This window comes from Micromonospora sp. CMU55-4, assembly GCF_011602315.1.
GTDB classification, from domain to species: Bacteria; Actinomycetota; Actinomycetes; order Mycobacteriales; family Micromonosporaceae; genus Micromonospora; species Micromonospora chalcea.
The window spans coordinates 204,279-230,665 of sequence record NZ_JAAOLH010000010.1 but is presented as its reverse complement, the minus strand read 5'-3'; the positions used below and the strand labels follow the sequence as shown (position 1 = coordinate 230,665).

Below are 26,387 nucleotides of genomic sequence, written 5' to 3'. Positions count from 1 at the left end.
CGGTCTAGCCTGCGGCTCATGACCGACTTCGCGGAGAAGCGCTCCGCATTCATCATCGACGTGCTGACCGAGGAGTTCGGCGCGTCCATGGCGATCGACCCGGCGGCGTTCCGCCGTAAGTTCCGCAAGATGGCCGCGTCACCGTTCGCGTTCTACCGGGGCAGCGCGGCGCTGTTCTACGCCGACCAGCGCGGCGACTTCGGCAGCGACCGGTTCCTCGACGGACGGACCAGCCGGGTGTGGATCCACGGCGACCTGCACGCCGAGAACTTCGGCACCTACATGAACGCCTCCGGGCAGCTCGTGTTCAACGTCAACGACTTCGACGAGGCGTACGTCGGGCCGTTCACCTGGGACCTGAAGCGCCTCGCGGCGAGCGTGGCGCTGATCGGATACGCCAAGGCCCTCTCCGACCGGGTGATCGGCGAACTGGTCACCGGCTTCGCCCGGTCGTACCTGGCCGAGCTGCGGGCCATCGCGGCCGGCGGGGACGACGCGATCGGCTCGATCACGCTGGACAACGCCGACGGCGTGCTGCGCCGGGTGCTCCAGCAGGCGCGGCTGAACACCCGGGTGGACCTGCTCGCCGCGCAGACCACCGTCGACAACTACGAGCGCCGGTTCTCCCTCGGCGACGGCGTGCACGAGATCGACGACGCGACCCGGGAGAAGGTCTGCGCCGCGTTCGCCGACTACCTGCACACGCTGCCGGACTCGGCCACCCGGCTGCGCCCGGTGGCCACCGGCATCAAGGACGTGGTGCTGCGCAAGGGCGTCGGCATCGGGTCGGCCGGGCTGCCGTCGTACAACCTGCTGCTGGAGGGGCACACCCAGGCGCTGGAGAACGACGTCGTCATCTACATGAAGCAGGCGCAGGTGCCGGCCGTGGCGCGGTACGTCGACGACGAGCGCGTCCGGTCGTACTTCCGGCACCAGGGGCACCGCACCGCCGAGTCGCAGCGCGCGTTGCAGGCGCACGCCGACCCGTGGCTGGGCTTCACCGAGCTGGACGGCGTCGGCCAGCTCGTCGCGGAGGTCTCCCCGTACGCGGCGGACCTCGACTGGGCCGACGTGAACGAGCCGGAGGAACTGGCCGGGGTGCTCGCCGACCTGGGCCGCGCGGTGGCCCGGATGCACTCGGTGGCCGACGACGAGTCCAGCCACGACCTGGTCGACTACTCCACCGAGGAGGCGATCGTCGCTGCCGTCGACTCCGACCCGGACGGGTTCGTCGACTACCTGGTCGACTTCGCGCACCGGTACGGGATCCGGGCCCGCGAGGACCACCAGCTCTTCGTGGACCTGTTCCGCAACGGCCGGCTGCCCGGCATCTGAGGGCGCGGGGCGCCGACCGCGGCGCCCCGCCTCACTGCGTGAAGTCCAGCACCGCCTTGATGTCCTCGCCGGTGCGGGCGTACGCCTCCCGGTAGTTCGAGACCGGTACGCGGCGGGTGATCAGCGACGTCAGCCAGGACTGGTCCGCCTGGGCGAGCGCCTCGGCGGCCAGGTCCCAGTGACGCCGGCCGGCGTTCACCGAGCCGAACACCACGTTGTTCTCCAGCACCAGCTCCCGGTTGAGCGCCCCGGCGTCGAAGTTGATGGTCCGTCCGCCGCTGGACACACCGGTCAGGCAGACGATCCCGGTGGGCGCGGCCTTGCACATGGCGTCCAGCACCACCGTCGGCGCGCCGGTGCACTCGATCACCACGTCGGGTTTCACGTCCAGCTCGGTCACCGACGACGTGTGGTACGTGGCGCCCAGCGCCCGGACCAGGTCCGGCTTCGGGCCGGTGGTGTTGCGGTCCAGCACGTGCACCGACAGCTCACGCTGGCTGCCGAGCAGCGCCGCCAGCAGGCCGATCGGCCCGGCCCCGGTGATCAGCACGCTCTTCGGCGTCCACTCGGCCCGGCGCCCGATCCGCTCGATGTGGTCCCACGCCTTCGCCACCACGCTGGCCGGCTCCAGCAGCATGCCCACCGACGCGAGGGCCGGGTCCAGGCCGACCGCGAACTTGGGCTGCAGCCGCCAGCGTTCCCGGGCGAAACCGGGCAGCCCCTTGATGCCGTGCTCGGTGTACAGCCCGTTGCGGCACATGTCCCACTCGTCCACCGCGCAGTTCGCGCAGGGCACCGGATCGGGGTGGCGGACCACGCCCGCCACCAGGTCGCCGGGCTGCAACGTGCCGGTCGGATCCTCCAGCACCCGGCCCAGCGACTCGTGCCCGAGCACCAGCCGCTCCTGGCCCGGCGGCGCCTCGCCGTACTCGCCCGCGACGATCTCGTGGTCGGTGCCGCAGACGCCCACCGCCAGCGCCTCCACCAGGATCGCACCCTCCTCGGGCGCCGGCTCGGGCCAGTCCTCGACCAGCCGCAGCGAGTCCGGGACACCGGGGGTCACAGTCACAGCGCGCACGTCCCTCATCCTCCCGCGCGCTCCCGCCGTCCGCCCGGCAAAGCGACGATCCGGCACGGGCGGCCCGACCCGGTCCGCAGCCGTCGGCCATAGGATCAGCGCATGACTCCGGAAGAGGTCGGCCGGCGGGTGGTCGAGCTGCTCGCGCCCGTGGAGGCCACCGCGTCGGTCTCCGGCGGTCAGGGGTACGCCCGCGCCACCGTTGACGTACCCCCGGCGAGCTGGGCGGACGCGGTGCGTGCGGCGCGCGACGACGCCGAGCTGGGTCTCGACTTCCTCGACTGGCTGTCGGCGGTGGACGAGCTGGCCGACGGCTTCGACGTGGTGCTGCACCTCTGGTCGGTCGCGCACCGGCACGGGCTGCTGCTGCGCACCCGGGTGCCCCGCGACGCGCCCGTCGTCGCCTCGGTGGTCGACCTGTTCCCCGGCGCGGCCTGGCACGAGCGGGAGACCCACGAAATGTTCGGCATCGACTTCGCCGGCCACGGCGAGCTGCGGCCGCTGCTGCTGCCGCCGGAGTTCGAGGGGCACCCGCTGCGCAAGGAGTTCGTCCTCGCCTCCCGGGTCGCCAAGCCGTGGCCCGGCGCGAAGGAGCCGGGCGAGTCGGAGGCGGGCGGCGGCCGCCGGCCGGTCCGGCCGCCGGGCGTGCCCGCGCCGGGTGAGTGGGGCACGACGCCCACGCCGGCGGGTGCGGCGGGCGCCGGTGAGGGCCCCCGCGGGGGTACGCCGGCCCGCCCGGCCCGGGAGCGTCCGGCGCGTGCTGCCCGTCCCTCCACCGGCGCGGGGCAAGCGCGGTCCGGCGCTGCTCCGGCGGCCGATGAGGCGGGTCCGCTCGGGCGGCCGCTGCCCGGGGAACCGCCGACCGGTCCGCCCCGGCAGCAGCCGGGCCCCGACGCGGCGGGGGAGAGCTGATGCCGGACTGGTTGGAGCTGGTCCTGCGCGTGGCGGGCGTGCTCGTCGCGTTCCTCACGCTGCCGCTGATCGTGGGCCAGGCCGAGCACAAGGTGATGGCGCACATGCAGGGCCGGCTGGGCCCGATGTACGCGGGCGGCTTCCACGGCTGGGCGCAACTGGTGGCCGACGGCATCAAGTTCGTGCAGAAGGAGGACGTCACCCCGCGCGACGCGGACCGGCAGGTGTTCCGGCTGGCGCCCGCGGTGGCGCTGGTGCCGTACCTGCTGGTGCTGCTCGTCATCCCGCTCGGGCCGGGTGACCTGGTGGCCCAGCCGTTGGACATCGGCCTGTTCTTCGTGCTCGCCGTGGTGGGCGTCGGGGTGCTGGCGGTGCTCATGTCCGCGTGGGCGTCGGCCAACAAGTACAGCCTGCTCGGCGGGCTGCGCGGCGCGGCCCAGCTGCTCGGGTACGAGCTGCCGCTGGTGCTGGCCGCCGCTTCGGTGGCGATGGCGGCCGGCACGCTCAGCCTCTCCGGCATCGTGGAGGCGTGGCAGCCGTGGTGGCTGCTCTGGCAGGCGCCGGCCATGGTGATCTTCTTCGTGGCGGGGCTGGCCGAGATCCGCCGCCCGCCGTTCGACATGCCGGTGGCCGACTCCGAGCTGGTCTTCGGCTACATGACCGAGTACACCGGTCTGCGGTTCGCGTTTTTCCTGCTCGCCGAGTACGTCGGCATCGTGGTGATCGCGGCGCTGACGACTGTGCTGTTCCTCGGCGGCTGGCAGGGCCCGTTCGCCGACGCGCAGCTCGGCTGGCTGTGGACGCTGCTGAAGGTGTTCGCCGTCGCCTTCGTGATCATCTGGTTGCGGGTGAGCTACCCGAGGCTGCGCGAGGACCAGCTCCAGCGCCTCTGCTGGCTGGTCCTGGTCCCCCTGGCCCTGGCCCAGCTGGTCCTGACCGCCGCAGTCCGCCTGGCCCTGTAACCCACCCTCCCTCCCGGCCTTCGCCCTCTCCCCGGCGATCTTGCACTTTCTGCCCCGGCGAAAGGGGCAAAGCTCGCAGGTTCCGGGCTCAATGTGCAAGATCGACGAGGCAGGGGCGGGCGGGGCAGGGCGGGGCGGGGCGGAAGAGAGCGCGTCAGCGCAACGGCGTGTGGGCGGGGTCCACCTGCTCGGACGGGGGTGGGGGCGGGGGTGGGGTGCCGTTGCCGAAGGGGCGACCGCCCAGTTCCTGCCGGCCGTGCGGGGTGAGCCAGTTGCTCAGGTCGGGGCCGAGCGGCACGATCCCGGTCGGGTTGATGTCCCGGTGGACCTCGTAGTAGTGCCGCTTGATGTGGTCGAAGTCGATGGTGTCGCCGAACCCGGGCGTGGTGAACAGGTCCCGCGCGTACGCCCACAGCACCGGCATCTCGCTGAGCTTCTGCCGGTTGCACTTGAAGTGCCCGTGGTAGACGGGGTCGAAGCGGACGAGCGTGGTGAACAGCCGTACGTCCGCTTCGGTGATTGTGTCGCCGACCAGGTACCGCTGCCCGGCCAGCCGTTCGCTCAGCCAGTCCAGCCGGTCGAACAGCCGGTGGTACGCCTTGTCGTACGCCTCCTGGCTGCCGGCGAAGCCGCACCGGTAGACGCCGTTGTTGACGTCCGCGAAGACGACCGCGTTCACCTCGTCGATCTCGGCGCGCAGCGGCTCCGGGTAGAGGTCCGGCGCGCCGGGACGGTGGTGCGCCGTCCACTCGGTCGTGAGGTCCAGGCTCATCTGGGCGTAGTCGTTCGTCACGACCTGCCCGGTGGGCACGTCGACGAGCGCCGGGACGGTGATGCCGCGCTCGTAGCCGGGGAAGCGGGCGAAGTAGGCGTCGGCGAGCCGCTCGATGCCGAGTACCGGGTCCTTGCCGTCCGGGTCCAGGTCGAACGTCCAGCTCCGCTTGTCGTGGGTGGGCCCGGCCACTGCCATCGAGATGGCGTCCTCCAGCCCGAGCAGGCGCCGGACGATGATCAGCCGGTTGGCCCAGGGGCAGGCCCGGCTGACCGCCAGCCGGTAGCGCCCCGGTTCCACCGGCCAGCCGTCCCGCCCGTCGGCGGTGATCCGGGTGGCGATGTAGCGCTGGTCGCGGGTGAACTCGCCACCCGGCTCCACGTACTTGCCGCCGGTTCGTTCCAGGACCTCGTCGTCGCTGCCGCCCACGCTCTACCTCCGAGTTCGCTTTTCGCTCCCATCATGGTCGCTCGGGCGGCTCCCGGCAGGTCGAGCGCGTCACAAAGAGGCATAGGCTGCCCGCCGTGACCGATGTGGAGACGGCGGCCCGGCGTTTCGTCGCCGACGTGTGGAACGCCGGGCGCGAGGAGCGCGCGTACGAGCTGGTGGCGGCGGAGTGCCCGGGCCTGGGCGGCACCGGCCCGGCGGCGATGCTGGCGTGGCACCGGGACCGGCGGGCGTCGTTCCCCGACCTGCGCTACAAGATCGTCGACGTGGTGGCGGCCGGTACGCGGGTGGCGGTCCGCTGGCGGGCCGCCGGCACCCAGGCGGGCCAGTTCGGTCCGGTGCCGCCGACCGGCCGGGTGGTCAGCTATTCGGGCGCGACGTTCCTGCGCTTCGACGACGACGGGCGGATCGTGGACGTGTGGAGCGTCAACGAGCTGTTCCAGGTGCTCCAGCAGCTCGGCGTGGAGATGCTGCCCCCACTCACACCCGGCGAGGCGTGATCCGGCCGCACGCCCGGGCCAAAGCGCCGGGTGGTGGTCGCGCGCGCCCGGGTCACAGGGCAGGATGGGCGGCATGAGCGAGCACGGTGGAGTGCCCGGCGGCGGTCTGGTGAAGGGCCTGGCGGTCACGTTGAAGACGATGACCCGCCGCTCGACCACCCAGCAGTACCCGGATGTGGCGCCCGAGCTGCCGCCGCGCTCCCGTGGCGTGATCGCGCTGCTGGAGGAGAACTGCACGGTCTGCATGCTCTGCGCGCGCGAGTGCCCGGACTGGTGCATCTACATCGACTCGCACAAGGAGGAGGTGGCGGTGCCCGGCGCCGCCCGCCCCCGCCAGCGCAACGTGCTCGACAAGTTCGACATCGACTTCTCGCTCTGCATGTACTGCGGCATCTGCGTCGAGGTCTGCCCGTTCGACGCGCTCTACTGGTCGCCCGAGTTCGAGTACGCCGAGTACGACATCAAGGACCTGCTGCACGACAAGGACCACCTGGGCGAGTGGATGGCCACCGTCCCGCCGCCGCCGGCGCACGACCCGCTCGGCGACCCCTCCAAGGAGGAGACCACCGCCGCCCGGAAGGCGGCGGGTCCGTCGGCCCGTCCGGCTCCTTCCCGGGTACGCCCCGACGCCGCCACCGATCCGGGCGGAGGCACCGCCTCATGACCGGTGCGGACGTGCTGCTGCTCGCGCTGGGCGCGGTGGCGGTGGGCGCGGGCGCGCTGGTGGTCGCGACCCGGCACCTGGTCCGGGCCGGGTTGTGGCTGGTGGTGTGCCTGGGCGCGCTCGCCGGTGACTACCTGGTGCTGACCGCCGAGCTGGTGGCCTGGGTGCAGGTGCTCATCTATGTGGGCGCGGTGGTGGTGCTGCTGTTGTTCGCGGTGATGCTGACCCGCGCGCCGATCGGCCCGTCGGACGACCTGGACCGGCCCGGCTGGGCCGCCGCGCTGGTCGGCGGCGGTAGCGGCCTCGGCCTGGCGGTGCTGCTGATCGACGCGTTCCGCTGGTCCCGGGTGGACCTGCCGGCCGCCGGCACCGCCGAGCGCCTCGGCGAGCAGATCTTCCGCTCCTGGGTGCTGCCGTTCGAGGTGCTGTCGGTGCTGCTGCTGGCCGCGCTGGTCGGCGCGATCGTGCTGTCCCGCCCCGACATCGGCCGCCGGTCCGCCGACGAGGGCGGGCGCCCGTGAGGCCGGTCATCCCGTACGTCACCGCCGCGCTGCTGTTCGGCCTCGGCGTGTACGGCGTGCTGCGCCGCCGCAACGCCGTCCTGGTGCTGATGGCGGTGGAGTTGATGCTCAACGCGGTGAACCTGGTGCTGGTCACCGCCGACACCACAGTCAAGGCCGTGCTGCCGCACTCCGGTCAGGTGTTCGCGCTGTTCGTGATCGTGCTCGCCGCCGCCGAGATCGGTGTCGGGCTGGCCATCGTGCTCCAGCTCTACCGGCTGCGCGCCAGCGTCACGGTCGACGACGTCCCGCTGGCCGAGCCGGCGCCCGCGGTGACCCCGGCCGAGCGCCCGGAAGGAGCGGTCCGGTGAGCACGCCGACGCTGTGGCTCGCGGCGGTGCTGCCGGGCGCCCCGCTCGTCGCCGGGCTGCTCGGCCTGCTGCTGCCGCCCGCCCCGAGCCACGACCGCGCGTCGGCCCGGCGGCTGGCGGTCGCACTGGGCGTGACGGGTGCGGCGGTGTCGCTGCTGGCCGCGCTGGCGCTGCTGGTCCGCGTGGACGCGCCGGTCGAGGCGTCCACCACCTGGATCGACCTGGGCGGACTGCGGGTCACGCTCGGCCTGCGGCTGGACGGCGTGGCAGTGCTCGTCGCGACGGCCGTGGCCGCTGTCGCGCTGGCCGTGCAGGTCTACTCGATCGGCTACCTGCGCCGGGGCCCGCACGACGACGTGGACGTCGACCACCGCTACCCGCCGTACGCGGCGCAGTTGAGCCTCTTCACCGCCGCCATGCTCACCGTGGTGGTGTCCGGCGACCTGATCATGCTGCTGGTCGGCTGGGAGGTGATGGGCGTCTGCTCGTACCTGCTCATCGCCCACGACCGGCGGCTGCCCGAGGCGCCCGGCGCGGCGGTGAAGGCGTTCCTTGTCACCCGCGTGGGTGACGTCGGTTTCCTGCTCGGCATCGCGCTGCTCGGCGTGGGCGCGGGCAGCTTCCGGATCGCCGACGTGCTGGCGCACGACTACGGCACCGGTACGCTCACCGCCGCCTGCCTGCTGCTGCTCGCCGGGGTGGCGGGCAAGAGCGCCCAGTTCCCGCTGCACACCTGGCTGCCGGACGCGATGGCCGGCCCGACGCCGGTGTCCGCGCTGATCCACGCCGCGACGATGGTCGCCGCCGGGGTGTACGCGGTGGCCCGCCTGTTCCCGCTGTTCGAGCGCGCCCCGGCCGCGCTCGCCGTGCTGGGCGTGATGGCCGCGATCACGATGCTGCTGGGCGCGTTCGCCGCCACCGCGCAGGACGACATCAAGCGCGTGCTCGCCTGGTCGACCGTGTCGCAGATCGGCTACATGACCGGCGCGCTGGCGGTCGGCGCACCGGCTGCCGCGCTGTTCCACCTGCTCACCCACGCCGCGTTCAAGGCGCTGCTGTTCCTCGCCGCCGGTGCGGTGATCCACGCCGTCGGCACCACGCTGATGTCCCGGATGGGCGGCCTGCGTACCGCCATGCCGGTGACGTTCTGGTGCACTGTGGTCGGCCTGGGCGCGCTCGCCGGCGTACCCCCGCTCTCGGGTTTCTGGAGCAAGGACGGCGTGCTCGCCGCCGCCGAGGCGGCCGCGCTCGACGGCGCCGGGCCGAGCGCGGCCTGGGTCGGCTGGCTGGTCTGGCTGGCCGGGCTGGTCGGCGTGGCGGTGACCGCCTGGTACGCGACCCGGCTGCTGCTGCGCACGTTCCTCGGCACCACGCGCACGCCGCTGCTGCGCCCGCACGACCCGCCCGCGCTGCTGCGCTGGCCGGTGCTGCTGCTCACGGTCCCGGCCGCGTTGCTCGGCCTGGCCGCGTTCGCGCCGTGGTTCGCCGACCGGCTGCGCGTGCCGGGCGACGACACCGGCGAGGCGGTCGAGCTGGTGCACCTCGCGCCGAACCTGGTCCTGCCGTTCCTGCTGCTGCTCGTCGGCGCGAGCGTCGCCTGGGCGGGCTGGCGCCGCGACCCGGCCGCCGATCCGGCCCGCTTCCTGGGTCCGCTGCGGCCGGTGTTCGCCCGGGCGTTCCGGCTCGACGACGTCCAGCACACAGTCGTCGTACGCCCGGTGGGCGCGCTCGCGCGGGTCGTGCGTACCGGTGACGAACTGGGCGTGGACGGGCTGGTCGAGGGCAGTGGCCGGACGGCGGTCGAGGTGGGCGGTGGCCTGGCCGCGCTGCACCGGGCGGCGCTGCCGCGGGCGGCGGCCGGGGTGCTGGCGGGCGCGCTGCTGATCGGCCTCGCGGTCGCCCTGATCGGAGTCACGTCATGACGTTCGGGCAGGTCCTGCTGGTCGCCGTGGTGGCGGTCCCGGCGCTCGGCGCGCTGGCCACAGCGGTCGTGCCCGGTGACCGGGCCGGCCGGGTGGTCGGCACCGTCGCCGCCGCGTTGACGCTGCTGGCGACGCTGCCGCTGGTCGGCGGTGACCACGGCTGGTTCGGGTACGGGCCCCGCCCGGCGGTGCAGCCCTGGCACCAGGTCGACCTGCCGTGGGTGCCCGGGCTCGACCTGCGCTTCCACCTGGGCGTGGACGGTATCTCCTGGCCGCTGGTGGTGCTGACCGCGCTGCTGACGCTGCTGTGCTGCGCGTACACGCTGTGGCGGGTGCCGACCGGCGGCGGCAGCGGGCGGGCGCTGGTGGCGTTGCTGCTGGTGGTCGAGGTCGGCATCCTCGGCACGTTCCTCGCGCTCGACCTGGTGTTGTTCTTCCTGTTCTTCGAGGTCGTCCTGCTGCCGATGTACGCGGTGATCGCCGGCTGGGGCGGCGCGGACCGGCGGCGCGCGGCCCGCAAGTTCGCGCTCTACACGCTGTTCGGCTCGGTGCTGCTGCTGGTCGGCGTCTACGTGGTGGTGGCCGCCGCGGGCACCGCCGACCTGGTCGCGCTCACCGGCGGCGCCGGGCTGTCCCGGGGCACCCAGCTCGCCGCGTTCACGCTGCTGGCGCTCGCGTTCGCGGTGAAGAGCCCGCTCTGGCCGCTGCACTCGTGGCTGCCCGACGCGCACACCCAGGCGCCGACGGTCGGCAGCGTGATCCTCGCCGGGGTGCTGCTCAAGATGGGCACGTACGGCATGATCCGGGTCGCCGTGGGGGTGGCTCCGGAGGGTGCCCGCTGGGCCGCGCCGGTGCTCGGCGTGCTCGCCGTCGCCGCCATTCTGATCGGTGGCCTGGTCTGCCTGGCGCAGGACGACCTGAAGCGGCTGATCGCGTACTCCAGCGTCGGCCACATGGGCTTCGTGCTGCTCGGGATCGCCACGCTCACCGCCACCGGGCTCCAGGCCGCGCTGATCGGCAACATCGCCCACGGCGTCATCACCGCCCTGCTGTTCTTCCTGGCCGGCGCGGTCAAGGACCGCGCGCACACCGGCTCGCTGGCCGACCTGTCCGGGCTGCGGGAGACCGCGCCCCGGCTGGCCGGGCTGCTCGGCTTCGCGGCTGTCGCCTCGCTGGGGCTGCCCGGCCTGGCCGGGTTCTGGGGCGAGGCGTTCGCCGTGGTCGCCGCCGTGCAGCGGGGCGGCCCGCTCTGGCTGACCCTCGCCGTGCTGGCCGCCCTGGGCGGGGCGCTCACCGCCGCGTACTTCCTGCGGCTGCTGCGCCGGGTTTCGCACGGGCGGCCCAGCCCGGCGGTGGCGGGGCTCGCACCCGGGCTGGCCGGTGCGGAACTGACCGCCTGGGCGCCGCTGGTGCTGCTCGCGCTCGCGGTCGGCCTGGCCCCGGCGCTGGTCCTGTCCTACGCCTCCGGTCCGGTGGAGGCGCTGCTGGGGGTCGTCCCATGAGCCTGGTGCAGCCTGTCGACAACCTGGCGATGCTGCCTGCGTACCTGGCCGCCGGCACGGCCGTGCTGGTGCTCCTGTTCGACCTGCTGGTGGCCCGGCCCGCCGTCACGGTGGCGGTGGCGGCGCTCGGCGCGGCCGGCACCGCGGCCGGCGCGGCACTGGTCGGGGCGGCCGGTGAGCGGCGCACGTTCTGCGTGGGCGCGGACTGCTCCTGGGTGTGGGGCGGGCGAGCGGCGCTGGTCGGGGCCGTGATCGCCCTGCTCACGCTCGGCGTGCTGGCGCTGTCCGGCCCGCTGCTGCGCGCCGGGCGTACCCCGGTCGGCGAGTACTGCTTCCTGCTCGCCTGCGCGATGACCGGCGGCGTGGTGCTCGGCGCCGCCGGTGACCTGATCACGCTGATCGTGGCGCTGGAGACGCTGACGCTCCCGCTGTACGTGCTGGTCGGCCTGCGCCGGGGCAGCCTCGCCGGCGCCGAGGCGGCGGTGACGTTCTTCGTGGTCAGCGTGGTCGCCACCACTGTGACGCTGCTCGGCGCGGCGCTGCTCTACGCGGTCGCCGGCACGCTGCACCTGGACCGGCTCGGCGCCACGCTGGCCGACCGCGCCGACCTGACCGACCTGCCGCTGACCGGCGTCGCGGCGGCGCTCGTGGTGGCCGGGCTGGCGTTCAAGGTCGCCGCCGTGCCGTTCCACGCCTGGGCCCCCGCCACGTACGACGGCGCGCCGCTGCCGGTGGCCGCGTACCTGTCGACCGCCTCCAAGCTCGGTGGCGTGGTGGCGCTGCTGGCGGTGGTGCAGCGCGCGCTGCCCGGTGACCAGACCGGCCCGGTGCTGGCGGCGCTGGCGGTGCTGACCATGACCGTCGGCAACCTGGTGGCGCTGCGTCAGCGGCGTACCGTGCGGTTGCTCGCCTGGTCGTCGGTGGCCCAGGCGGGGTACATCCTCGCCCCGCTGGGCGCGCTGGCGCTGGCCGCGGGCCGCACCGGCGACGCGCGCACGGCCGCGTACGCGGCAGCCGTCGCGTACGCGATCTTCTTCGTGCTGCTGGAGCTTGCCGCGTTCGCGGCGGTGGTGGCGTTGCGCCCGGCGGACGGCGACGGCGGCACGCTGGCCGACCTGCGCGGCGCGGCGCGGCGGCACCCGTGGGTGGGCGGCGCGTTCGCGCTGGCGCTGATCGGGCTGGCCGGCCTGCCGCCGGGCCTGGCCGGGCTGTTCGCCAAGGTGACAGTGGTACGCGCGCTGCTGGCCGGGCACGCGGGCTGGCTGGCGCTGGTGGTGGCGTTGAACGCGGTGATCGGCCTGGCCTACTACCTGCGGGTCACCGCGTCCCTCTACGCGACGCCCACGGGCGCGGCGGCGGTCCGGCCGGCGCGGACGGTGGCGCTGGCGCTCGGCGTGGCCACCGTGGCGGCGGTGGTGATCGGTTTCGCACCGCAGCTGGTGCTGGACGTGGCGACGCGCTGACCGGTTCGTGCCCTGGTGGGCGACCGCTTCAGCGTGTGCACAGCAACATCCAGCCAACTTTCAGCCATGAGCCGGATGGTTGACGGGTACCGGTGTGTTGAACCGGTCAGCGGGCCTCCCGCAAGGGCCCGCGCACCGAAGGAGAGATCGTGCATCACAACCGTCTCAAGACCGCAGCGCTGCTCGGCCTGTTGACCTCGCTGATCCTCGCGATCGGCTACTGGTTCGGCGGTAGCGGCGGTCTCGTCATCGCCGTCGTCGTCTCGTTGCTGATGAACGGCGTCACCTACTTCTTCTCCGACAAGCTCGCACTGCGCTCGATGAAGGCGCAACCGGTCAGCGAGGCACAGTTCCCGGAGCTGTACCAGATGGTGCGGGAGCTGTCGACGCTCGCCGGCAAGCCGATGCCCCGGCTGTACGTGAGCCCGACCTCGCAGCCCAACGCGTTCGCCACCGGCCGTAACCCGGAGAACGCGGCGGTCTGCGTGACCCAGGGGATCGTGGAGATCCTGGACTACCGGGAGCTGCGTGGCGTGATCGGCCACGAGCTGTCGCACGTCTACAACCGGGACATCCTGATCTCCAGCGTGGCGGCCGGCCTGGCCGGCATCATCACCATGCTGGCGAACCTCGCCTGGTTCATCCCGCTGGGCTCGTCCGACGACGAGGACGGCCCGAACCCGGCCGTGCTGCTGCTCACGCTGATCCTCGGCCCGATCGCCGCCACGGTGATCCAGCTCGCGATCAGCCGGAGCCGGGAGTTCCAGGCCGACCAGTCCGGCGCTGAGCTGAGCCGCGACCCGCTGGCCCTGGCCAGTGCCCTCCGCAAGATCCACATGGGTACGCAGGCGCGCCCGCTCGCGCCGCAGGGCCAGCTCGCCAGCACCGCGCACCTGATGATCGACAACCCGTTCAAGCGGGGCGGCGGCATCGCCGCGATGTTCGCCACCCACCCGCCGATGGAGCAGCGGGTGGCCCGCCTGGAGCAGATGGCCCGCAACTCCGGGCCGGTGCAGTTCCAGCGCTGACCCGCCGTACGCCCGCACCGCGCCCGCGTCCCCAGGACGCGGGCGCGGTGGTGTGTCCGGGCACAATGCGTTTCCCCCGATCAGGCCGCGCCGTTAGGGTCGAAACGTCTCCCACCCATTACTCCCTCGGAGGTCGACCGTGGCCGCACTGCGCCAGTACCAGGGCGTCTGGCGGATCCCCGGCGCGCCGATGCTGCTGATCCTCGGCATCATCGGGCGGCTCGGGATCGGCATGACCCCGCTGGCGCTGCTGCTCGTCGTCGAGCAGGTCACCGGCCGCTACTCCCTGGCCGCCGTCGCCGGCGGCATCTACGCGCTCTCCGGCGCCGCGCTCAGCCCGGTCGCCGGACGCATCGCCGACCGGGTCGGCCCCACCCCCGTCCTGGTGGCCACCGCGCTGGCCCACCCGCTCGCCCTGATCGGGCTGCTCGTCGCCACCCGCTCCGGCACCGGCAACCTCCCGCTGATCTACCTGGCGGCGGGCCTGGCCGGCGCCACGTACCCGCCGCTAACCGCGGCGATCCGGGGCGCCTGGAACGACCTCACCGCCCCCGCCACCGGCCGGGCGCACCTGCGCAACACCGCGCTCGCCGCCGAGACCACCCTCTTCGAGGTCGTCTTCGTGATCGGCCCGCTGCTGGTGGCCGGGTTCGTGCTGTTCGCCGACGCCTCCGCCGCGCTCGTCGGCGCCGCCGTGGTCACCCTGGTCGGCACCGGCGCCGTCGCGTTCGGCCGGGTCATGCGCGGCTGGCGCCCGCACCCGCGCGAGCACCACGCCCGGGGCCTCGGCCCGCTGCGGATCGGCGGCTTCCCCGCGCTGCTGCTCTGCGTGGCCAGCCTCGGCATCGCGTTCGGCGCCTCCGGCGTCATCGTCCCGGCCTTCGCCGGGAACTCCGGCGCCGACGACCCGGAAAGCCTGGCCGGCGTGCTGCTCGCCGTCTGGGGCATCGGCAGCGCCATCGGTGGTTTCTGGTTCGGCGTACGCAAGCCCGCCGCCAACATGACCCGCCAGTTCGCCTGGCTGCTCGGCACCGTCGCGGCCAGCTTCGCCGTCTTCGCGGTGATGCCCGGCCCGGCCGCGCTCGGCGTCGCGCTGGTGCTCGGCGGCGCGGCCATCGCCCCCGCGCTCACTCTGGAGAACACACTGGTCGGGCGGATCGCCCCGGCCGGCATGCTGAACGAGGCGTACACCTGGGTGGTGACCATGTCGGTCGCGGCGAGCGCCGCCGGCGGCTCGATCGCCGGCCTGATCATCGACCACGCCGGCGGCGTGTCCTGGGCGTTCGTCTTCGCCGGGGTGGCGGTCGCCGTCGGGGCCGCGGTCGCCGCGCTGCCCGCCGGCCCGATCTCCCGGGCCGAGGCCACAGCGGTACGCGCCGAGCAGTCACTGGCCGCCTGACCGGTGGCGTCCGGGTGGGCCGGCCGGCGGCCCGGTCCCCTCCCGGCGCCTCCCCGGCCGGAGTGCCCGGCCGCGAGCAGGCCCAGCACGAGGATCGCCACCGCGCACGTCAGCAGGGTGGGCCGCGCCCCGAGCAACGCGGTCGCCGGACCGCCGAGCATGGTGCCCAGCGGCACCGACAGCACCAGGAGAGCCCCGTTCGCCGCCAGTACGCGAGGCAGGTCGGCGGCCCCGGCCCGGCGCTGGAACAACACCGTCACGGTCGGCTGGTAGGGGGCCCAGACCAGCCCGGCGAGCGCGAACGCGGACAGTGACAGCACCACAGGTGCGCCCAGGCCGAGCGGCAGCAGCGCGGTGCCGAACAACGCCACGATGCCGGCGAGCGTGGTCCGCGGCGGCCAGCCGCGCAGGTGCCCGGTGAGCAGCCCGCCGAGCAGCGAGCCGACGCCGAACGCGGTGTAGTAGCCCGCGAGCGTTCCGGCGGAGGCGTGCAGGTCGTCGGTGACGTGCACCGGCATGGCCACGTAGAACGGGCCGAAGAGGAAGAAGAACGCGAAGGACAGCGACAGCAGACCGAGCAGCGACCGGTCCCGCGCGATGATCCGGAATCCGGAGGCCGGTCGTTCTGCGCGGTTGCCCGTGCCCGCGTTGCTCGCGTGGCGGTCTGTGCCCGCGCTGCCTGTGTGGCGGGCTGTTCCCGCGTGGCGGGTGGTCGGGATGACGAGGCGGTAGCTGACGGCCAGCACGGCGAAGCTGACCGCGTCGATCGCGATCACCCACACCGGGCCCACCCCGGCGATGAGCAGACCGGCCAGCGGCGGCCCCACGATCGTCGCCGCCTGGCCGAGGGTCCCGAGCAGCGCGTTCGCGGCCAGGTGGTGCCGCTGCGGCAGCAGCTCGGCCACGAGCGTGAACCGACCGGCCGAACCCCACGGGTGCAGCAGCGAGGACACCGCCAGCAGGGCGACGTAGAGACCGGCGTCCAGCACCCCGACGAGGTGTGCGGCCGGGATCGCGCCCAGCGCGGCCGCCCGTACCGTGGCGTCCCAGCCCGCGAGCTGAGCCCCGCTCCGCCCACCCAGCCAGCGACCGAGCAGCACCGCACCGGCCGCGCCCGGCAGCGTGTACGCCGCCACCGCCAACGCGGTCCAGGTGCCGCGCTGCCCCTCCGGGGCGAGTTGCAGCGCCAGCCACGTCACCGCGACCAGGGCCAGCCCGTCACCGAGCGCGGACGTGGCGAGGCCCGGCAGCAGCCGGCGCAGCACGGGATGGCCGAGCACCGGACGGTAGGGGAGGAGCAGCGCGGAGGTCATGGCTACCACCCGACCCCACGCCCGCCCTCCGGAACAACGAAGTTGCCTGTGGGCAGAAGCCGGCCGGAAACGACGGAACCTTTCCGCCCCGCCGTGAGTGGAACAAGCTGAGCAGGGAGGTGAGGGTGTCCGACGACGACGTGATCGCGGATGTCTATGCCGGGTGTTTCCGGCGGCTGGTCGTTCAGCTCTACGCGGTGACCGGTGACCTGAGCGAGGCGCAGGAGGCGGTACAGGAGGCGTTCACCCGGGCGCTCGCCGCGCCCCGCCGGTTCGCCGGCCTCGACAACCCGGAGGCGTGGCTGCGCCGGGTGGCGGTCAATGTCGCCCGCAGCCGGCATCGGCGTCGGCGGGTGCTCGACGGGCTGCTGCGACGGACGTGGTCGCCGCCGGTGGTCGCCGACAGCGCGCCGGAGCATCTGGCGCTGCTGGCCGCGCTGCGGCGCCTGCCGGACGGGCAGAGGCACGCGCTGGCCCTGCACTACCTCGTGGACCTGCCGGTCGAGGAGGTGGCGCGAACCCTGGGCGTCTCCGTCGGCACGGTCAAGTCCCGGCTGTCCCGGGGGCGTCAGGCGCTCGCCCTGCTGCTCTCCCCAGCCGACACCGTCGATGCCGTAGCCAGTCGTAGGAGGGTCGATGTCCGATCGTGAGTTCAGCGGGTTCGACGTGGACACCATCACCGACGCCGTTCGTCAGCCACCGCTCGACGATCTCCGGGCCGCCGTCGACTCGCGTCGTCGGCACCGCAGAAGCGGGATGGCGTTGGCCGCTGTGGCGGTCCTAGTGGTGGCCATCGGGGCCACCGCGCTCGTCCGCGCACCCCGCCAAACCGACCCGGTGCCACCGGCTGGGCCGTCGCCCACCCCGACCGTGACCACCGCCGCCGGCACACCCGAAGACTGGGCCCGGATCGACGCGGCCGTCATCCCGGCGCTGCTTCGACAGGCGCCCGAGCTGAGCGGCCCGGCCCCGCACGACCTGCTCAGCAACTGGAACAAGCAAGGCGGGACGGAGGGAGAGACGACTCTCACCGGCTACTGGGGTCAGGGCACCCTCGGCGCCGGGAACGGCAACGCTCACCTGTCGGTCCAGCTCACGCGAAACGCCGGTCCCTCCCTCGCGTCGATGATCACCACTGCCTGCCCCTCCCGCGCGGCGAGCGGCACCTGTGTGCAGCAGGTGGGCCCCGCGGGCGAGAAGATCAAAGTACGAACCTCGCTCCGGGAGCACCGGCTTCCGGCGGAGCGCGGCGCCCAGGTCGTGCGGTACGAGACGCTCAGCGTGGACCTGCTCCGGCCCGACGGGTCCGCAGCGTCCCTCCGCCTCACCGCGAGGAACGGATCTCTGCCACTGACACCGGACCAGGCAATCGGCGTGGTGCTCGATCCGCACCTGGTCCTCGGCCCCGCGACGTCCGCCACGCCTGCTGTCGAGGCGACGGACTAGGAGATATCCCTTCGCGGGTGCGACCGGCCGGCCGGTCGCACCCGCCTTCGGCATGACGGAGGCCCGCCGACGGCTCACGGTCCATGGTGGTTGCGGTAGGCCGCCGTGGGTGTTCGAGGAGTCTGCAACACGTTCCGATCATGCGTCCGGCCGAAGGGGCCGTGTCCCATCAGCGGTCCTTGCCCGCGAGGGGTCGGAGCGCGCGCCGGGTCGAGGAGAGGCCGACCGACATCCGCGCGGGTGGCAAGGCCCGGCCGGCCCAATGACCAGGCCGGCCAGAGTCTCTTACCGGTAGTTGGTGAACTGAAGAGCCAGACCGAAGTCCTCGCCCTTGAGCAGCGTGATGACGGCCTGGAGGTCGTCCTTCTTCTTGCCGGTGACGCGGAGCTGGTCGCCCTGGATCTGCGCCTGCACGCCCTTCGGGCCCTCGTCGCGGATCTTCTTGCTGATCGCCTTGGCCTTGTCCGAGTCGATGCCCTGCACCACCTTGGCATCGATCTTGAAGATCTTGCCCGACTGCTTGGGCTCGCCGGCATCGAGTGACTTCAGCGAGATGTTCCGCTTGATCAGCTTCTCCTTGAAGACCTCCAGCGCGGCCCGTACGCGCTCCTCGGTCTCCGCCTGAATGCTGATCGCCTCCTCGCCCGACCAGGAGATCTCGGCACCCGTGCCCCGGAAGTCGAACCGCGTCGAGAGCTCCTTCTCCGACTGGCGGACGGCGTTGTCGACCTCCTGCCGGTCGACCTTGCTCACGATGTCGAACGAGGGGTTCGCTGCCATGCTCATGCTCCTGCTGTCCGGCGGTCTGTCCTGGTCCGTCCCGCGCTGACCAGCGTGGGACCTCCTGACGGTACCCGGTTGCGGCGGTACCGGGGGCAACCGCTATCCTTGCTTCCGCCGCCGCGTTGCGACGCGGTGGTGTGCCCTGGCGGGTTGCCCGAGCGGCCAATGGGAGCGGACTGTAAATCCGTCGCGAAAGCTACAGAGGTTCGAATCCTCTACCCGCCACCAGGTGCAGATGCGGCCCCTGACCAGCAGAGATGCTGATCGGGGGCCGTTGTCGTTGATCTAGCCGAGTCCGGCTGAGTCCAGTCGTTGACGACTGGTTGTGGGCAGATGGTGGGCAGGTCGATCTTGCCGCTGACGGCTCTTCTGGGGCTGGGGACGCTGGGGTTGGTGGCCCTGTCCGGTCTCGCGGAGTCCGTGTGTGTAGCGAGCAGCTGAGGGGCCCGCGGTGAGGTGTCGCCGGCTGCGGGAGAGCGATCGGGGGCAAGCCAGTCCCGGGGTTGGACTGGCGCGGCAGTCGGAAGCCCTGACCCGTCGACCAGGCCGCCCGGTTCGGCTTCCGTACCTCCTGGCCGTGATCGTGCCGCTGGTCGGATCAGCAGACTCGGGGCGGCGGTCCCGGCGGTAGTCGGTGGCTTTCCGCCCCGGCGCCGTAGGCGGCCGGGGCGGCTTGCCGCCGGCCGGGTTACCGCCCGCGTCGCGCGGAGCGCGGCGCCTTGATCCAAAACAGAGGAAATCGGCAATGAAGCCATCGGCTCCCGCCCCCGGATGCCGCACGGTTTCTGCTGCCAGGGACTCGAACCCTGAACTTTTCCGGTGGTCCGTGGATCATCTCAGATCGGGTAGATCGGCCTCATGACCTGGGCGAGGTCTCCCGTCGCCTTACAGCGGTTGACAGCCCTTGTCGGTCAGTTGTGCCCAGCTTGTACCCGACGATCTTGGCCATCCATCGAATGTCATGCACGCCGCCGGGGGGAGCCTGGTCGCCATCACCAGCCAGCGTCAGCGAAGCTCGCGCCGTGCGCTCACGCACTGGCTGCCTTATCGCTCCTTGCAATGGTCATCGTTGCGTCGCGGCCGGTTTGCTGACTCTCTGCCGACTCGGCAAGAGGATGGCGTCCGGTGCTCACGAGCTCCGTCGCTGAGTAGACGTGCTCAGGCCCCCGCCCACGCAGTGGCCGCATACTTACCCGCGACCGGCCTGGACAAGGCCGTGGGGAGAGGGCGACCGACATGACGAAGCAGCGCCGTATGTCGATTCCGACCCCGGCGCTCGTTCTGATCTTGGCGACACCGGTCGCGTCCTGGTGGCTCATCGGCGACCTGACCAACCAGGAGGCGCGGCAACTCGCCACCGAGGGCGTCGAGATGGACTATGCGATCCGGCCGGTCAGCCTTGGTCCGGTGGGGGACGGAATCGTCGGCGTCTGAAGTGCATCGGCGTCATCGGTGCGCTTGCCTTGTTGGTCCGGGACACGTACACCTGCCGTCTGGATTCCCGGTGGTCGCGGGTGCTGTTGCCGCTTGGTGGGGCTGGCGTCGTGGTCGGCTTCGCGTGGCGGGTGCTGACCGCCGGGGGATTCGGCGCCAACATTGGAGCTGGCCTGACAATCATCTTTGGCGGGCCGCTTCTGGCCGTGCCGTTGACAGCTGCCGCGGTTGCCGCGCTGCAGCTCCATCTGACCAGGGCGCGGCGCAACGGCAGCAACTCGCACTGAACTCCCGCCGCCCGATACCTCGCTTACAAGTTCTGGGCGCTGGGTCCGGCGAGGTTCGTGCTCTCTGGCGTCGGACGGTAGTCCGCAGCCCGCCGTACACGACCCTCAAGGTCCGACCCCGTTGCTGTCACCGTAGCTGTCTGACAGCGCCATATTGGAGTGCCAAGATGTCTCCATGCTCGTTACACCGCTGCCAGGAACCGATCGCCGAAACCTACGCGAAGTTCTTCGAACCCTCTACGTCGAAGCGATGAACATCCGCAGCCGGGGCGATCATGGGGCTGGCGTTCCTATTGGCGCATACTTCCGCTGGACGGACTCCGCCGTCAGCCAGCTCACCGGCCAGATCGCCGAACGTGACATCCAGCGCCTCGTCCTCACACCTCGCTACTGGGCACTGCTCGCGTCCCCCACCATCGGTACTCCGCAGTTCTACTCCGTCCTTGCCCGGGAGATTGACCGGCGGATCGCCGACTTCGACGCAGCCTGCACGGAGTTGGAAGCCCAGATCGCCCGCTGGACCGACCTCTCCACCTACGTCGTTCCGGACACAAGCTTCTTCTGCCAAGGCGAGACGCTGTTTGATCAAGCTGATTACCACGGCATTCTGGGCATCAACTGGAGGGATCCCATCCGGCTGCTGATCCCGATCGCGGTCGTAGATGAACTCGACGAACTCAAGGAGGCCCGCACTGCCGTACGTCACCGGGCCCGTGTTTCGCTTGCCATTCTCGACCGTGTGGTCACCGGCTCTCCGCAAGAGCCGCACGAACTCCGGCCGCCCGCGCTTCGCGAAGTCGTTGATGGGCTCCACGCTCCGACCGGTGATCTGACCGTTGAGATCTTGTTCGATCCGCCCGGACACATTCGGCTACCGGTCGTGGACGACGAGATCATCGATCGGGCGTTGGGGATTCAGCCGCTCGCCGGACGCCAGTTGACCCTCATGACCTGTGACACCAACCAGTCGTTTCGCGCCCGCTCAGTCGGGCTACGAGCGGTCAAGGCCAGACGTAAGGATCAAGAGGCGGAGCTTAAAGCAGCTTACTCGGCCGAGTGAGCACCATCGGCAAGGCAATCTGCCCCAACCCCTCGCTCGTAACGCGCTTCGGCAAGAGTCGCGTCGTCCGCTGACGCCCGCCGGGCCGGGTCAGAGGAGAGATCCGTACGAACCAGGCCGGCCACGGCCGCCATCGTTGATGTCAGCGACTGATGTCAAGTTGCGCTCTGCCGCCCGCTTCCTGTCCGCCGTCGGCATAGAGGAGGGCAACGACGCACCCTGCGAGCCCGGGAAGGCCGCGAGGTAAGAAATCAACACAACCCCTGCCCGGCAGCCCCGCTCATGTCCGGGATCAGACGCTAGCTGGAGTTGCCCCCGTCTCCATGCTCGCTGTGCGCCCCATGCCCGGCGGCGCTGCTGTCATCGCTGTTGTGAGGGTCGGCACCCCAACGGCGAAAACCTCGGACGGGGATCGTCCGTCTAAAGTGCAGGCATGAGCGTTGACGTCAGCCGAGCTGCGGGACCGCCGAAGTCTTCGTTTATAGAGGCAGATTGCGAGGTCTTCGCCCGCTATCCAGAGAGAGTTCACTGGGATGAGGTGACGGTACCGCCAGGCGATCAAGACGTCTTCCGCAGAGTGCGGAAACGGCTGGGTGACCTTGCACGCTGGGCGGCGAGCCATTCAACAACCAACATCGGCCTTAAGAACTTCGTCAGCACGCTACAGCCCAATGGGTTGACGCCCGGAGACATGTGGTGCTGCGTCTACCCTGATAATGCACCGAACAAGTCGTACGCGTTGCAGATTGCGCTGATTATCTCGGCTGACGGTGCTGAACTATGCCTTTGCTTGGGATCGGGCACATCACAGCTTAGGCACGCTGAGATGCGCCAAGACGGCGAACGATATCTACGGACCTTGCAGCGCAGGCTTCGCTCGGTTCCGGAGGCCATCGTTGCCGCAGTGGCGCAGAGGCTGCCGAAAGATGTCAAGTACCTTACTGCTTGGCGGCGTCCGTCGGGCGCAAGCGCATTCCATAGCCTCCGCGACTGGCTGTCCTACGCCGGGAGCGACGAGGGCACTCAGGCGAGCGTCTCTCGATACTTCTCAGCCGAGGAGTTGGAAGCGCTGGGCGATGGCATCGCCTATGCCTATTTGGACATGCTGCAGGCGGCCGCCCCGCTGTTCGACTACTGCTTTGCGGCTAGTGAGAAAGAGGAGGACGAGGAGTTGGACGAGGACCTGCCCACCGCTACCTTCGACCTCGACACGCTACGTTCGCGCGCTTCCGTAACTCCGCACGGTCTACAACTTGCGGACGAAGTCTATTGCGCCGTCATCGCGGCCATTAAAAGCGGGAAACATCTGATTCTCACCGGCCCTCCTGGTACTGGCAAGACGACTCTGGCGGAGGTGCTGTGCCAGTTGGCAAACGACGCCGGACTTAGTCGGGGATACACGTTGACTACCGCCACAGCGGACTGGACGACGTACGAAACGATCGGAGGCTTGCGGCCTGCCGGCAACGGCACTGAACTGCGGTTTCACCCCGGCATGTGCCTTGAGTCCGCGGCGGCCGAACGCTGGTTGATCGTTGACGAACTTAATCGTTCCAACTTCGACCGAGCGTTCGGGCAGTTGTTCACCGTGCTATCGGGCCAATCTGTCGTGCTTCCGTATGAGGACCACTTGAGCGGCAAGAGGGTTGTCCTCGCGGTCAACGGCGGTGCAGGCAAGTATCGACGCGACGAATACTCGGTGACAGAGGTACCGCGCGATTGGCGCATCATCGCAACGATGAACGTGTTCGATAAGACCCTGCTGTTTGAAATGTCATATGCTTTGATGCGGCGGTTCGCTTTCGTGGAGGTGCCGGCCCCCGACACGACGGTCAACGAGAAAATCTGGCAGCGAGAGCTGGCCGGGCTGTCCGACGCCGAGGCCACGCGGATCGCCCGGATTCTCACAGAGCTCGAACATCTCCGGCCGATTAAGCAGCTTGGACCTGCTGTGTTCAAAGACATGGCGGGCTTCGCCCGGCAGTACCTGGCAGCAGGTGCCACCGGCTCCGATGGCAAACTCGCGTTTCAGCTGTTCTATAGCTTCCTCTTGCCCCAATTTGAAGGAATAAACGATCGCGACGCACGTCGGCTGTTTCAGAGGTTGGCCCCGCTCGTCGGTCGCGGCCAGCGAGAACGCCTGACCGCAGCCCTCCGCGAGGTTCTCGGCGTGACACTGCTAACGGACGACGACGAGTTCGACGAGGGCGCATAGACAGGCTGATTTAGTGCACACACTGCCTTGGGAGCGCACATCGCGCATCGCCGAAGTCGGCGACCAGATCTGGTCTTATGTGTCACCGGCGGCGCGACTGGAGGGTCCCGGCCTCCTCGTCGCAGCCGCACTCCTGGGATGGCCCGGTGGCGACGTCGCCAAACTGGGCGCACTCCAGTTTTTGCTGAGCGCCGAGGTGCGCGAGTTTGTACAGCAACTCCCCGAGTTGGCCCGACGGCTTAGCACCACCTCTGTCCGCGGCGAGGAGCGCAGCGCCGAGCGCGTCCGGGGCGCTGTTCACTGGGGACAGACAATGACGGGACGACTCACCAGTGGCAGCCCTCATCTTCACGTCACAGCGCCGGTCGACCGGGCGTACCAGACTCCCGAGAACGAGCTTTTGGTTCACGTGCTCGACGCCGTGGCGAACCTAGCGACCGCCAGCGGCTGGCATCTACCCAGCATGCGATCTGAGCCGGCTACCACCATCCGGAGCCACCTGGACGAAGCAACGAAGTGGCAGACCAGCAGCATGCTGGCCACGATTGAGCGAATCCCGCCAACATCTCGGTCACTGGCCCGAATTGCCGCAGGCCGCACCGGCACGAGGTACCGATCCGTGCTCGCCGCCTACGGCAAACTGAACGCACTCGTTGAGCGCCTCGACCGCGCCGAGGTCCGGAGGGCGATCGAGGAAGTCGGACTCGTGACGGCCCAAGAGCACATCCTATTCGAGCTACTGACGCTCTTCCGCGTGATGGCCTCGCTCGGTGTCCACGGCTGGGAACTTCAGCCCCTCCGGCTGTTCCGCGGCGCCGTGGAAACGCACGGCACGAGCCGGGACGGGCGGCGGATCGACCTGTGGTACCAGTCAAAGCCATCCGTGCTCGCGGACGTTTCCAACTATCGGGAGGTACTCGCCCGCCACGGATTCCAGCGCCCCCAAGACCTGCGACCCGACCTCGTGTTGCACTGGCAGACGCCGACCGGAAGCCCTCGAACGCTCGTGATCGAGTGCAAGCTCAGCACCTCTGGCGGCGTAAAGGAGGCCGCCCGCAGCGCCCTTTTCGACCTCCTCGCCTACCGGCAGGCCTTCGCCAGCTCGATGGCTGGCGCGGGAGTCCCTTATGGCTTGGGCGTCGCGTGGGGAGGGGGACTAACGCCGCAGCTCAACCAAGACGTCATGTTGTGCACGCCAGACAAGATTGAAGAGGCACTACTGACGACCGCCTCCGGCTGAGGCTGTCGTAGATCTGACATATCGAGGGCCCAATCGCTTCCTCGGCGGACATGTCAGACGAAACGATCCATGCGCCGCAGGGCCCTGTCGTTCTCATGCCCACCGCCGACCTATACACTCTGCGCGAACGATGGTTTACTTCCTGCAAGGGCAACCTGGTAGAGGAAACCGTATGCGAGTATCGAAGCGCTACAAGCTCAACCGAACTCAGGGCGAACTCGACTTTGTCGACGTTGATATCGAAAAGGACACGCCCTTGTTCATTGACCCCCGAGCCATTGCTCAGCTCAACAACGCATGGGCGCGTAGCTGCATTTCGAGCATACAGTCGTTCTTCCAGCGAGTTCTCGACGCCATCCACTCCGGCGATGATGACGGCGCAATTCGGCTCCTCTCCGGGCTCGGGGAGCCCAATGAGACACATCTTGGATTATCTAAGGGAAAATCCCGGGGGAGCGGTGTTGGCCAGAAGCTTGCGATCGAGTTTTGGCAGGCGCTCTCGGGAAGCAAGGCGGTACGAACAGGACTCATCCAAGACCTCGAAGACACTGCCCTCCTAATCGAAGGTGTTGACAAGGACAGAATATCGGACATCACCACCAATATCATTAGGCGGCAGTTGGTCGACTTCACCGCCGACTGTTGCCGATACTATGGGATCCCGCTCACTAAGAAGGTCGCCTACGGGAGCTTTTGGGATGGGCGGGGCGGAGATTGGTACCAGGATCACGTCGAACTGCCTACGCCACGGAACGAGTTGCTGCTACTCGTTCCGAAATCAATCGTTCGCCGGAATCTTCACATGAATGCCGGCAACTACTATCGGCATCACATCCTGAACTTCCTCGTAGGCGAGGAGAACGCAGCCGATTCGCTCACAGCAGTCGTCAAGGGAAAGCGCCCCACGAAGAAGTCGGTCAACGCGAAGTGGAAAGACCGGTTTGACTCTAGTCGAGAAAATCCGGGCGTAGAGAAGAGAATCAACGCTCATGTAACTGCTGAACACCCTGAACTCCTCGATCAGTATCGCGAGGAAAAGCATCGAAGCCGGACTCCGCCGCTCAACAATGACGACATGGCTGATGCCGTCGGGAGTCGAAGGACGAATCTCCGCCGACTGCTCGAAGAAGTGCTGAGGACGCCTAGAGGCAAGAAGGACGCCCATCTCTATGAGATGAGGATCCATGCGCTCCTTGAGGCGCTCTTCTATCCTCATCTACTGCACCCCACCAAACAAATGCGAATGCACGAGGGTCGCAAGAGAGTAGACCTGTCCTTCACCAACGACGGGCAGAGCGGCTTCTTTCGATGGGTCGCACGCAACTACCCGGCGGGGCAAATATTTGTGGAATGCAAGAACTACGATACGCCGATTGGCAACCCCGAAGTGGATCAACTGCTAGGCCGCCTCTCCCCGTCGCGGGGAATGGTAGGGGTCTTGGTCTATCGCGGCGCCGACGACAAGCAGAAGGTCACGAGCCTATGCGCAGATGCAGCTCGGCAAAAGCATGAGTTCGTCCTGGCACTTGATGATTCTGATCTGCAGAAGCTTGTAGATGAGCACCTCGATCTCAACACCTCGTATCCTTTTAGGTTCTTGCAGGACAGGTTCCAGCAACTCGCTAATAGCTAGAGGAACGTGGCGACCTGCCGAACACTGACGCTAACCTCTGTCTATGGATCTGGCGCTTCGTTCATCGCGTGCCGCCGAGTCCCTTGCCAGGTGGCTAGCGTCCCTCAGTTTCATTGACTGG

At 70.1% G+C, this 26,387-nt stretch carries 23 protein-coding genes, 1 tRNA gene and 1 pseudogene; 21 read left to right on the top strand and 4 right to left on the bottom strand.

The window, feature by feature from the left end; translation table 11 throughout:
- Window positions 1-18: 18 nt before the first annotated feature.
- Window positions 19-1,335 (top strand): DUF2252 domain-containing protein, encoded by a 1,317-nt coding sequence (locus tag HA073_RS19315; protein ID WP_166456995.1) that lies wholly within the window; start codon window positions 19-21, stop codon window positions 1,333-1,335.
- A 31-nt stretch (window positions 1,336-1,366) separates the two neighbouring features.
- On the opposite strand, the gene HA073_RS19310 is transcribed toward HA073_RS19315, so the two are convergent.
- Complete coding sequence (locus tag HA073_RS19310; protein ID WP_176722782.1) at window positions 1,367-2,413, bottom strand: glucose 1-dehydrogenase; 1,047 nt, start codon at window positions 2,411-2,413, stop codon at window positions 1,367-1,369.
- A 102-nt stretch (window positions 2,414-2,515) separates the two neighbouring features.
- Between HA073_RS19310 and HA073_RS19305 the strand changes: the two genes are divergently transcribed.
- Together HA073_RS19305 and nuoH are read left to right on the top strand one after the other, a co-directional pair.
- On the top strand, window positions 2,516-3,325 hold the full coding sequence (locus HA073_RS19305) for an NADH-quinone oxidoreductase subunit C (protein ID WP_166456994.1): 810 nt from the start codon (window positions 2,516-2,518) through the stop codon (window positions 3,323-3,325).
- Complete coding sequence (gene nuoH, locus HA073_RS19300) at window positions 3,325-4,287, top strand: NADH-quinone oxidoreductase subunit NuoH (RefSeq protein WP_064446633.1); 963 nt, start codon at window positions 3,325-3,327, stop codon at window positions 4,285-4,287. The genes HA073_RS19305 and nuoH overlap by 1 nt, the downstream gene beginning before the upstream one ends.
- A gap of 154 nt (window positions 4,288-4,441) precedes the next feature.
- Here the strand turns inward: nuoH and HA073_RS19295 are convergent, their stop codons facing one another.
- The gene (locus tag HA073_RS19295) at window positions 4,442-5,488 is read right to left on the bottom strand and encodes a glutathione S-transferase family protein (protein WP_166456993.1); all 1,047 of its coding nucleotides are present in this window, start codon (window positions 5,486-5,488) and stop codon (window positions 4,442-4,444) included.
- Window positions 5,489-5,583: 95 nt separating this feature from the next.
- Here HA073_RS19295 and HA073_RS19290 point away from each other — a divergent pair, with 95 nt between their 5' ends.
- From HA073_RS19290 to HA073_RS19250, 9 genes are all read left to right on the top strand, one after another.
- Window positions 5,584-6,006, top strand: a complete 423-nt coding sequence (locus tag HA073_RS19290) for an ester cyclase (protein ID WP_166456992.1) — start codon at window positions 5,584-5,586, stop codon at window positions 6,004-6,006.
- A 73-nt stretch (window positions 6,007-6,079) separates the two neighbouring features.
- Window positions 6,080-6,670, top strand: coding sequence for an NADH-quinone oxidoreductase subunit I (locus tag HA073_RS19285; RefSeq protein ID WP_051611348.1), 591 nt, complete (start codon window positions 6,080-6,082; stop codon window positions 6,668-6,670).
- Window positions 6,667-7,191: an NADH-quinone oxidoreductase subunit J gene (locus HA073_RS19280; protein ID WP_064446630.1), complete on the top strand. Its 525-nt coding sequence runs from the start codon at window positions 6,667-6,669 to the stop codon at window positions 7,189-7,191. Before HA073_RS19285 ends, HA073_RS19280 begins: the two co-directional genes overlap by 4 nt.
- A complete protein-coding gene (gene nuoK / locus HA073_RS19275) occupies window positions 7,188-7,541 on the top strand; it encodes an NADH-quinone oxidoreductase subunit NuoK (protein ID WP_166456991.1) in 354 nt (117 codons plus the stop codon). Before HA073_RS19280 ends, nuoK begins: the two co-directional genes overlap by 4 nt.
- Entirely contained in the window at window positions 7,538-9,463 is a 1,926-nt protein-coding gene (locus HA073_RS19270; protein WP_166456990.1) for an NADH-quinone oxidoreductase subunit L, read from the top strand. The genes nuoK and HA073_RS19270 overlap by 4 nt, the downstream gene beginning before the upstream one ends.
- Window positions 9,460-10,965 (top strand): NuoM family protein, encoded by a 1,506-nt coding sequence (locus tag HA073_RS19265; protein WP_166456989.1) that lies wholly within the window; start codon window positions 9,460-9,462, stop codon window positions 10,963-10,965. Before HA073_RS19270 ends, HA073_RS19265 begins: the two co-directional genes overlap by 4 nt.
- The gene (locus HA073_RS19260) at window positions 10,962-12,428 is read left to right on the top strand and encodes an NADH-quinone oxidoreductase subunit N (RefSeq protein ID WP_166456988.1); all 1,467 of its coding nucleotides are present in this window, start codon (window positions 10,962-10,964) and stop codon (window positions 12,426-12,428) included. The genes HA073_RS19265 and HA073_RS19260 overlap by 4 nt, the downstream gene beginning before the upstream one ends.
- A 149-nt stretch (window positions 12,429-12,577) precedes the next feature.
- Window positions 12,578-13,456, top strand: coding sequence for a zinc metalloprotease HtpX (gene htpX, locus HA073_RS19255; RefSeq protein WP_064446626.1), 879 nt, complete (start codon window positions 12,578-12,580; stop codon window positions 13,454-13,456).
- A gap of 139 nt (window positions 13,457-13,595) precedes the next feature.
- Complete coding sequence (locus HA073_RS19250; protein ID WP_069088041.1) at window positions 13,596-14,855, top strand: MFS transporter; 1,260 nt, start codon at window positions 13,596-13,598, stop codon at window positions 14,853-14,855.
- 65 nt (window positions 14,856-14,920) lie between these two features.
- Here HA073_RS19250 and HA073_RS19245 read toward each other — a convergent pair.
- Window positions 14,921-16,135: pseudogene (locus HA073_RS19245) on the bottom strand (MFS transporter); the annotation flags it as partial.
- Window positions 16,136-16,293: 158 nt separating this feature from the next.
- On the opposite strand from HA073_RS19245, the gene HA073_RS19240 reads away from it, so the two are divergent.
- Both HA073_RS19240 and HA073_RS19235 read left to right on the top strand, forming a co-directional pair.
- On the top strand, window positions 16,294-16,818 hold the full coding sequence (locus tag HA073_RS19240; protein WP_166456987.1) for an RNA polymerase sigma factor: 525 nt from the start codon (window positions 16,294-16,296) through the stop codon (window positions 16,816-16,818).
- Between the two features lie 16 nt (window positions 16,819-16,834).
- Window positions 16,835-17,614: a hypothetical protein gene (locus HA073_RS19235; protein WP_166456986.1), complete on the top strand. Its 780-nt coding sequence runs from the start codon at window positions 16,835-16,837 to the stop codon at window positions 17,612-17,614.
- 285 nt (window positions 17,615-17,899) lie between these two features.
- Here HA073_RS19235 and HA073_RS19230 read toward each other — a convergent pair whose 3' ends face one another.
- The gene (locus tag HA073_RS19230) at window positions 17,900-18,394 is read right to left on the bottom strand and encodes a YajQ family cyclic di-GMP-binding protein (RefSeq protein WP_166456985.1); all 495 of its coding nucleotides are present in this window, start codon (window positions 18,392-18,394) and stop codon (window positions 17,900-17,902) included.
- A gap of 147 nt (window positions 18,395-18,541) precedes the next feature.
- Between HA073_RS19230 and HA073_RS19225 the strand changes: the two genes are divergently transcribed.
- The 7 genes from HA073_RS19225 (at window position 18,542) to HA073_RS19195 (ending at window position 26,266) form a co-directional block, all read left to right on the top strand.
- A tRNA-Tyr gene (locus HA073_RS19225) sits at window positions 18,542-18,625 on the top strand.
- Window positions 18,626-19,633: 1,008 nt separating this feature from the next.
- Window positions 19,634-19,831 (top strand): hypothetical protein, encoded by a 198-nt coding sequence (locus HA073_RS19220; protein WP_166456984.1) that lies wholly within the window; start codon window positions 19,634-19,636, stop codon window positions 19,829-19,831.
- 80 nt (window positions 19,832-19,911) lie between these two features.
- Window positions 19,912-20,118: a hypothetical protein gene (locus HA073_RS19215; protein ID WP_166456983.1), complete on the top strand. Its 207-nt coding sequence runs from the start codon at window positions 19,912-19,914 to the stop codon at window positions 20,116-20,118.
- Between the two features lie 175 nt (window positions 20,119-20,293).
- Window positions 20,294-21,178, top strand: a complete 885-nt coding sequence (locus HA073_RS19210; RefSeq protein ID WP_166456982.1) for a PIN domain-containing protein — start codon at window positions 20,294-20,296, stop codon at window positions 21,176-21,178.
- A 433-nt stretch (window positions 21,179-21,611) separates the two neighbouring features.
- Window positions 21,612-23,393: an AAA family ATPase gene (locus tag HA073_RS19205; protein ID WP_166456981.1), complete on the top strand. Its 1,782-nt coding sequence runs from the start codon at window positions 21,612-21,614 to the stop codon at window positions 23,391-23,393.
- A gap of 13 nt (window positions 23,394-23,406) precedes the next feature.
- Window positions 23,407-24,633 (top strand): hypothetical protein, encoded by a 1,227-nt coding sequence (locus tag HA073_RS19200; protein WP_166456980.1) that lies wholly within the window; start codon window positions 23,407-23,409, stop codon window positions 24,631-24,633.
- A 172-nt stretch (window positions 24,634-24,805) separates the two neighbouring features.
- On the top strand, window positions 24,806-26,266 hold the full coding sequence (locus HA073_RS19195; protein WP_166456979.1) for a hypothetical protein: 1,461 nt from the start codon (window positions 24,806-24,808) through the stop codon (window positions 26,264-26,266).
- Window positions 26,267-26,387 lie beyond the last annotated feature (121 nt).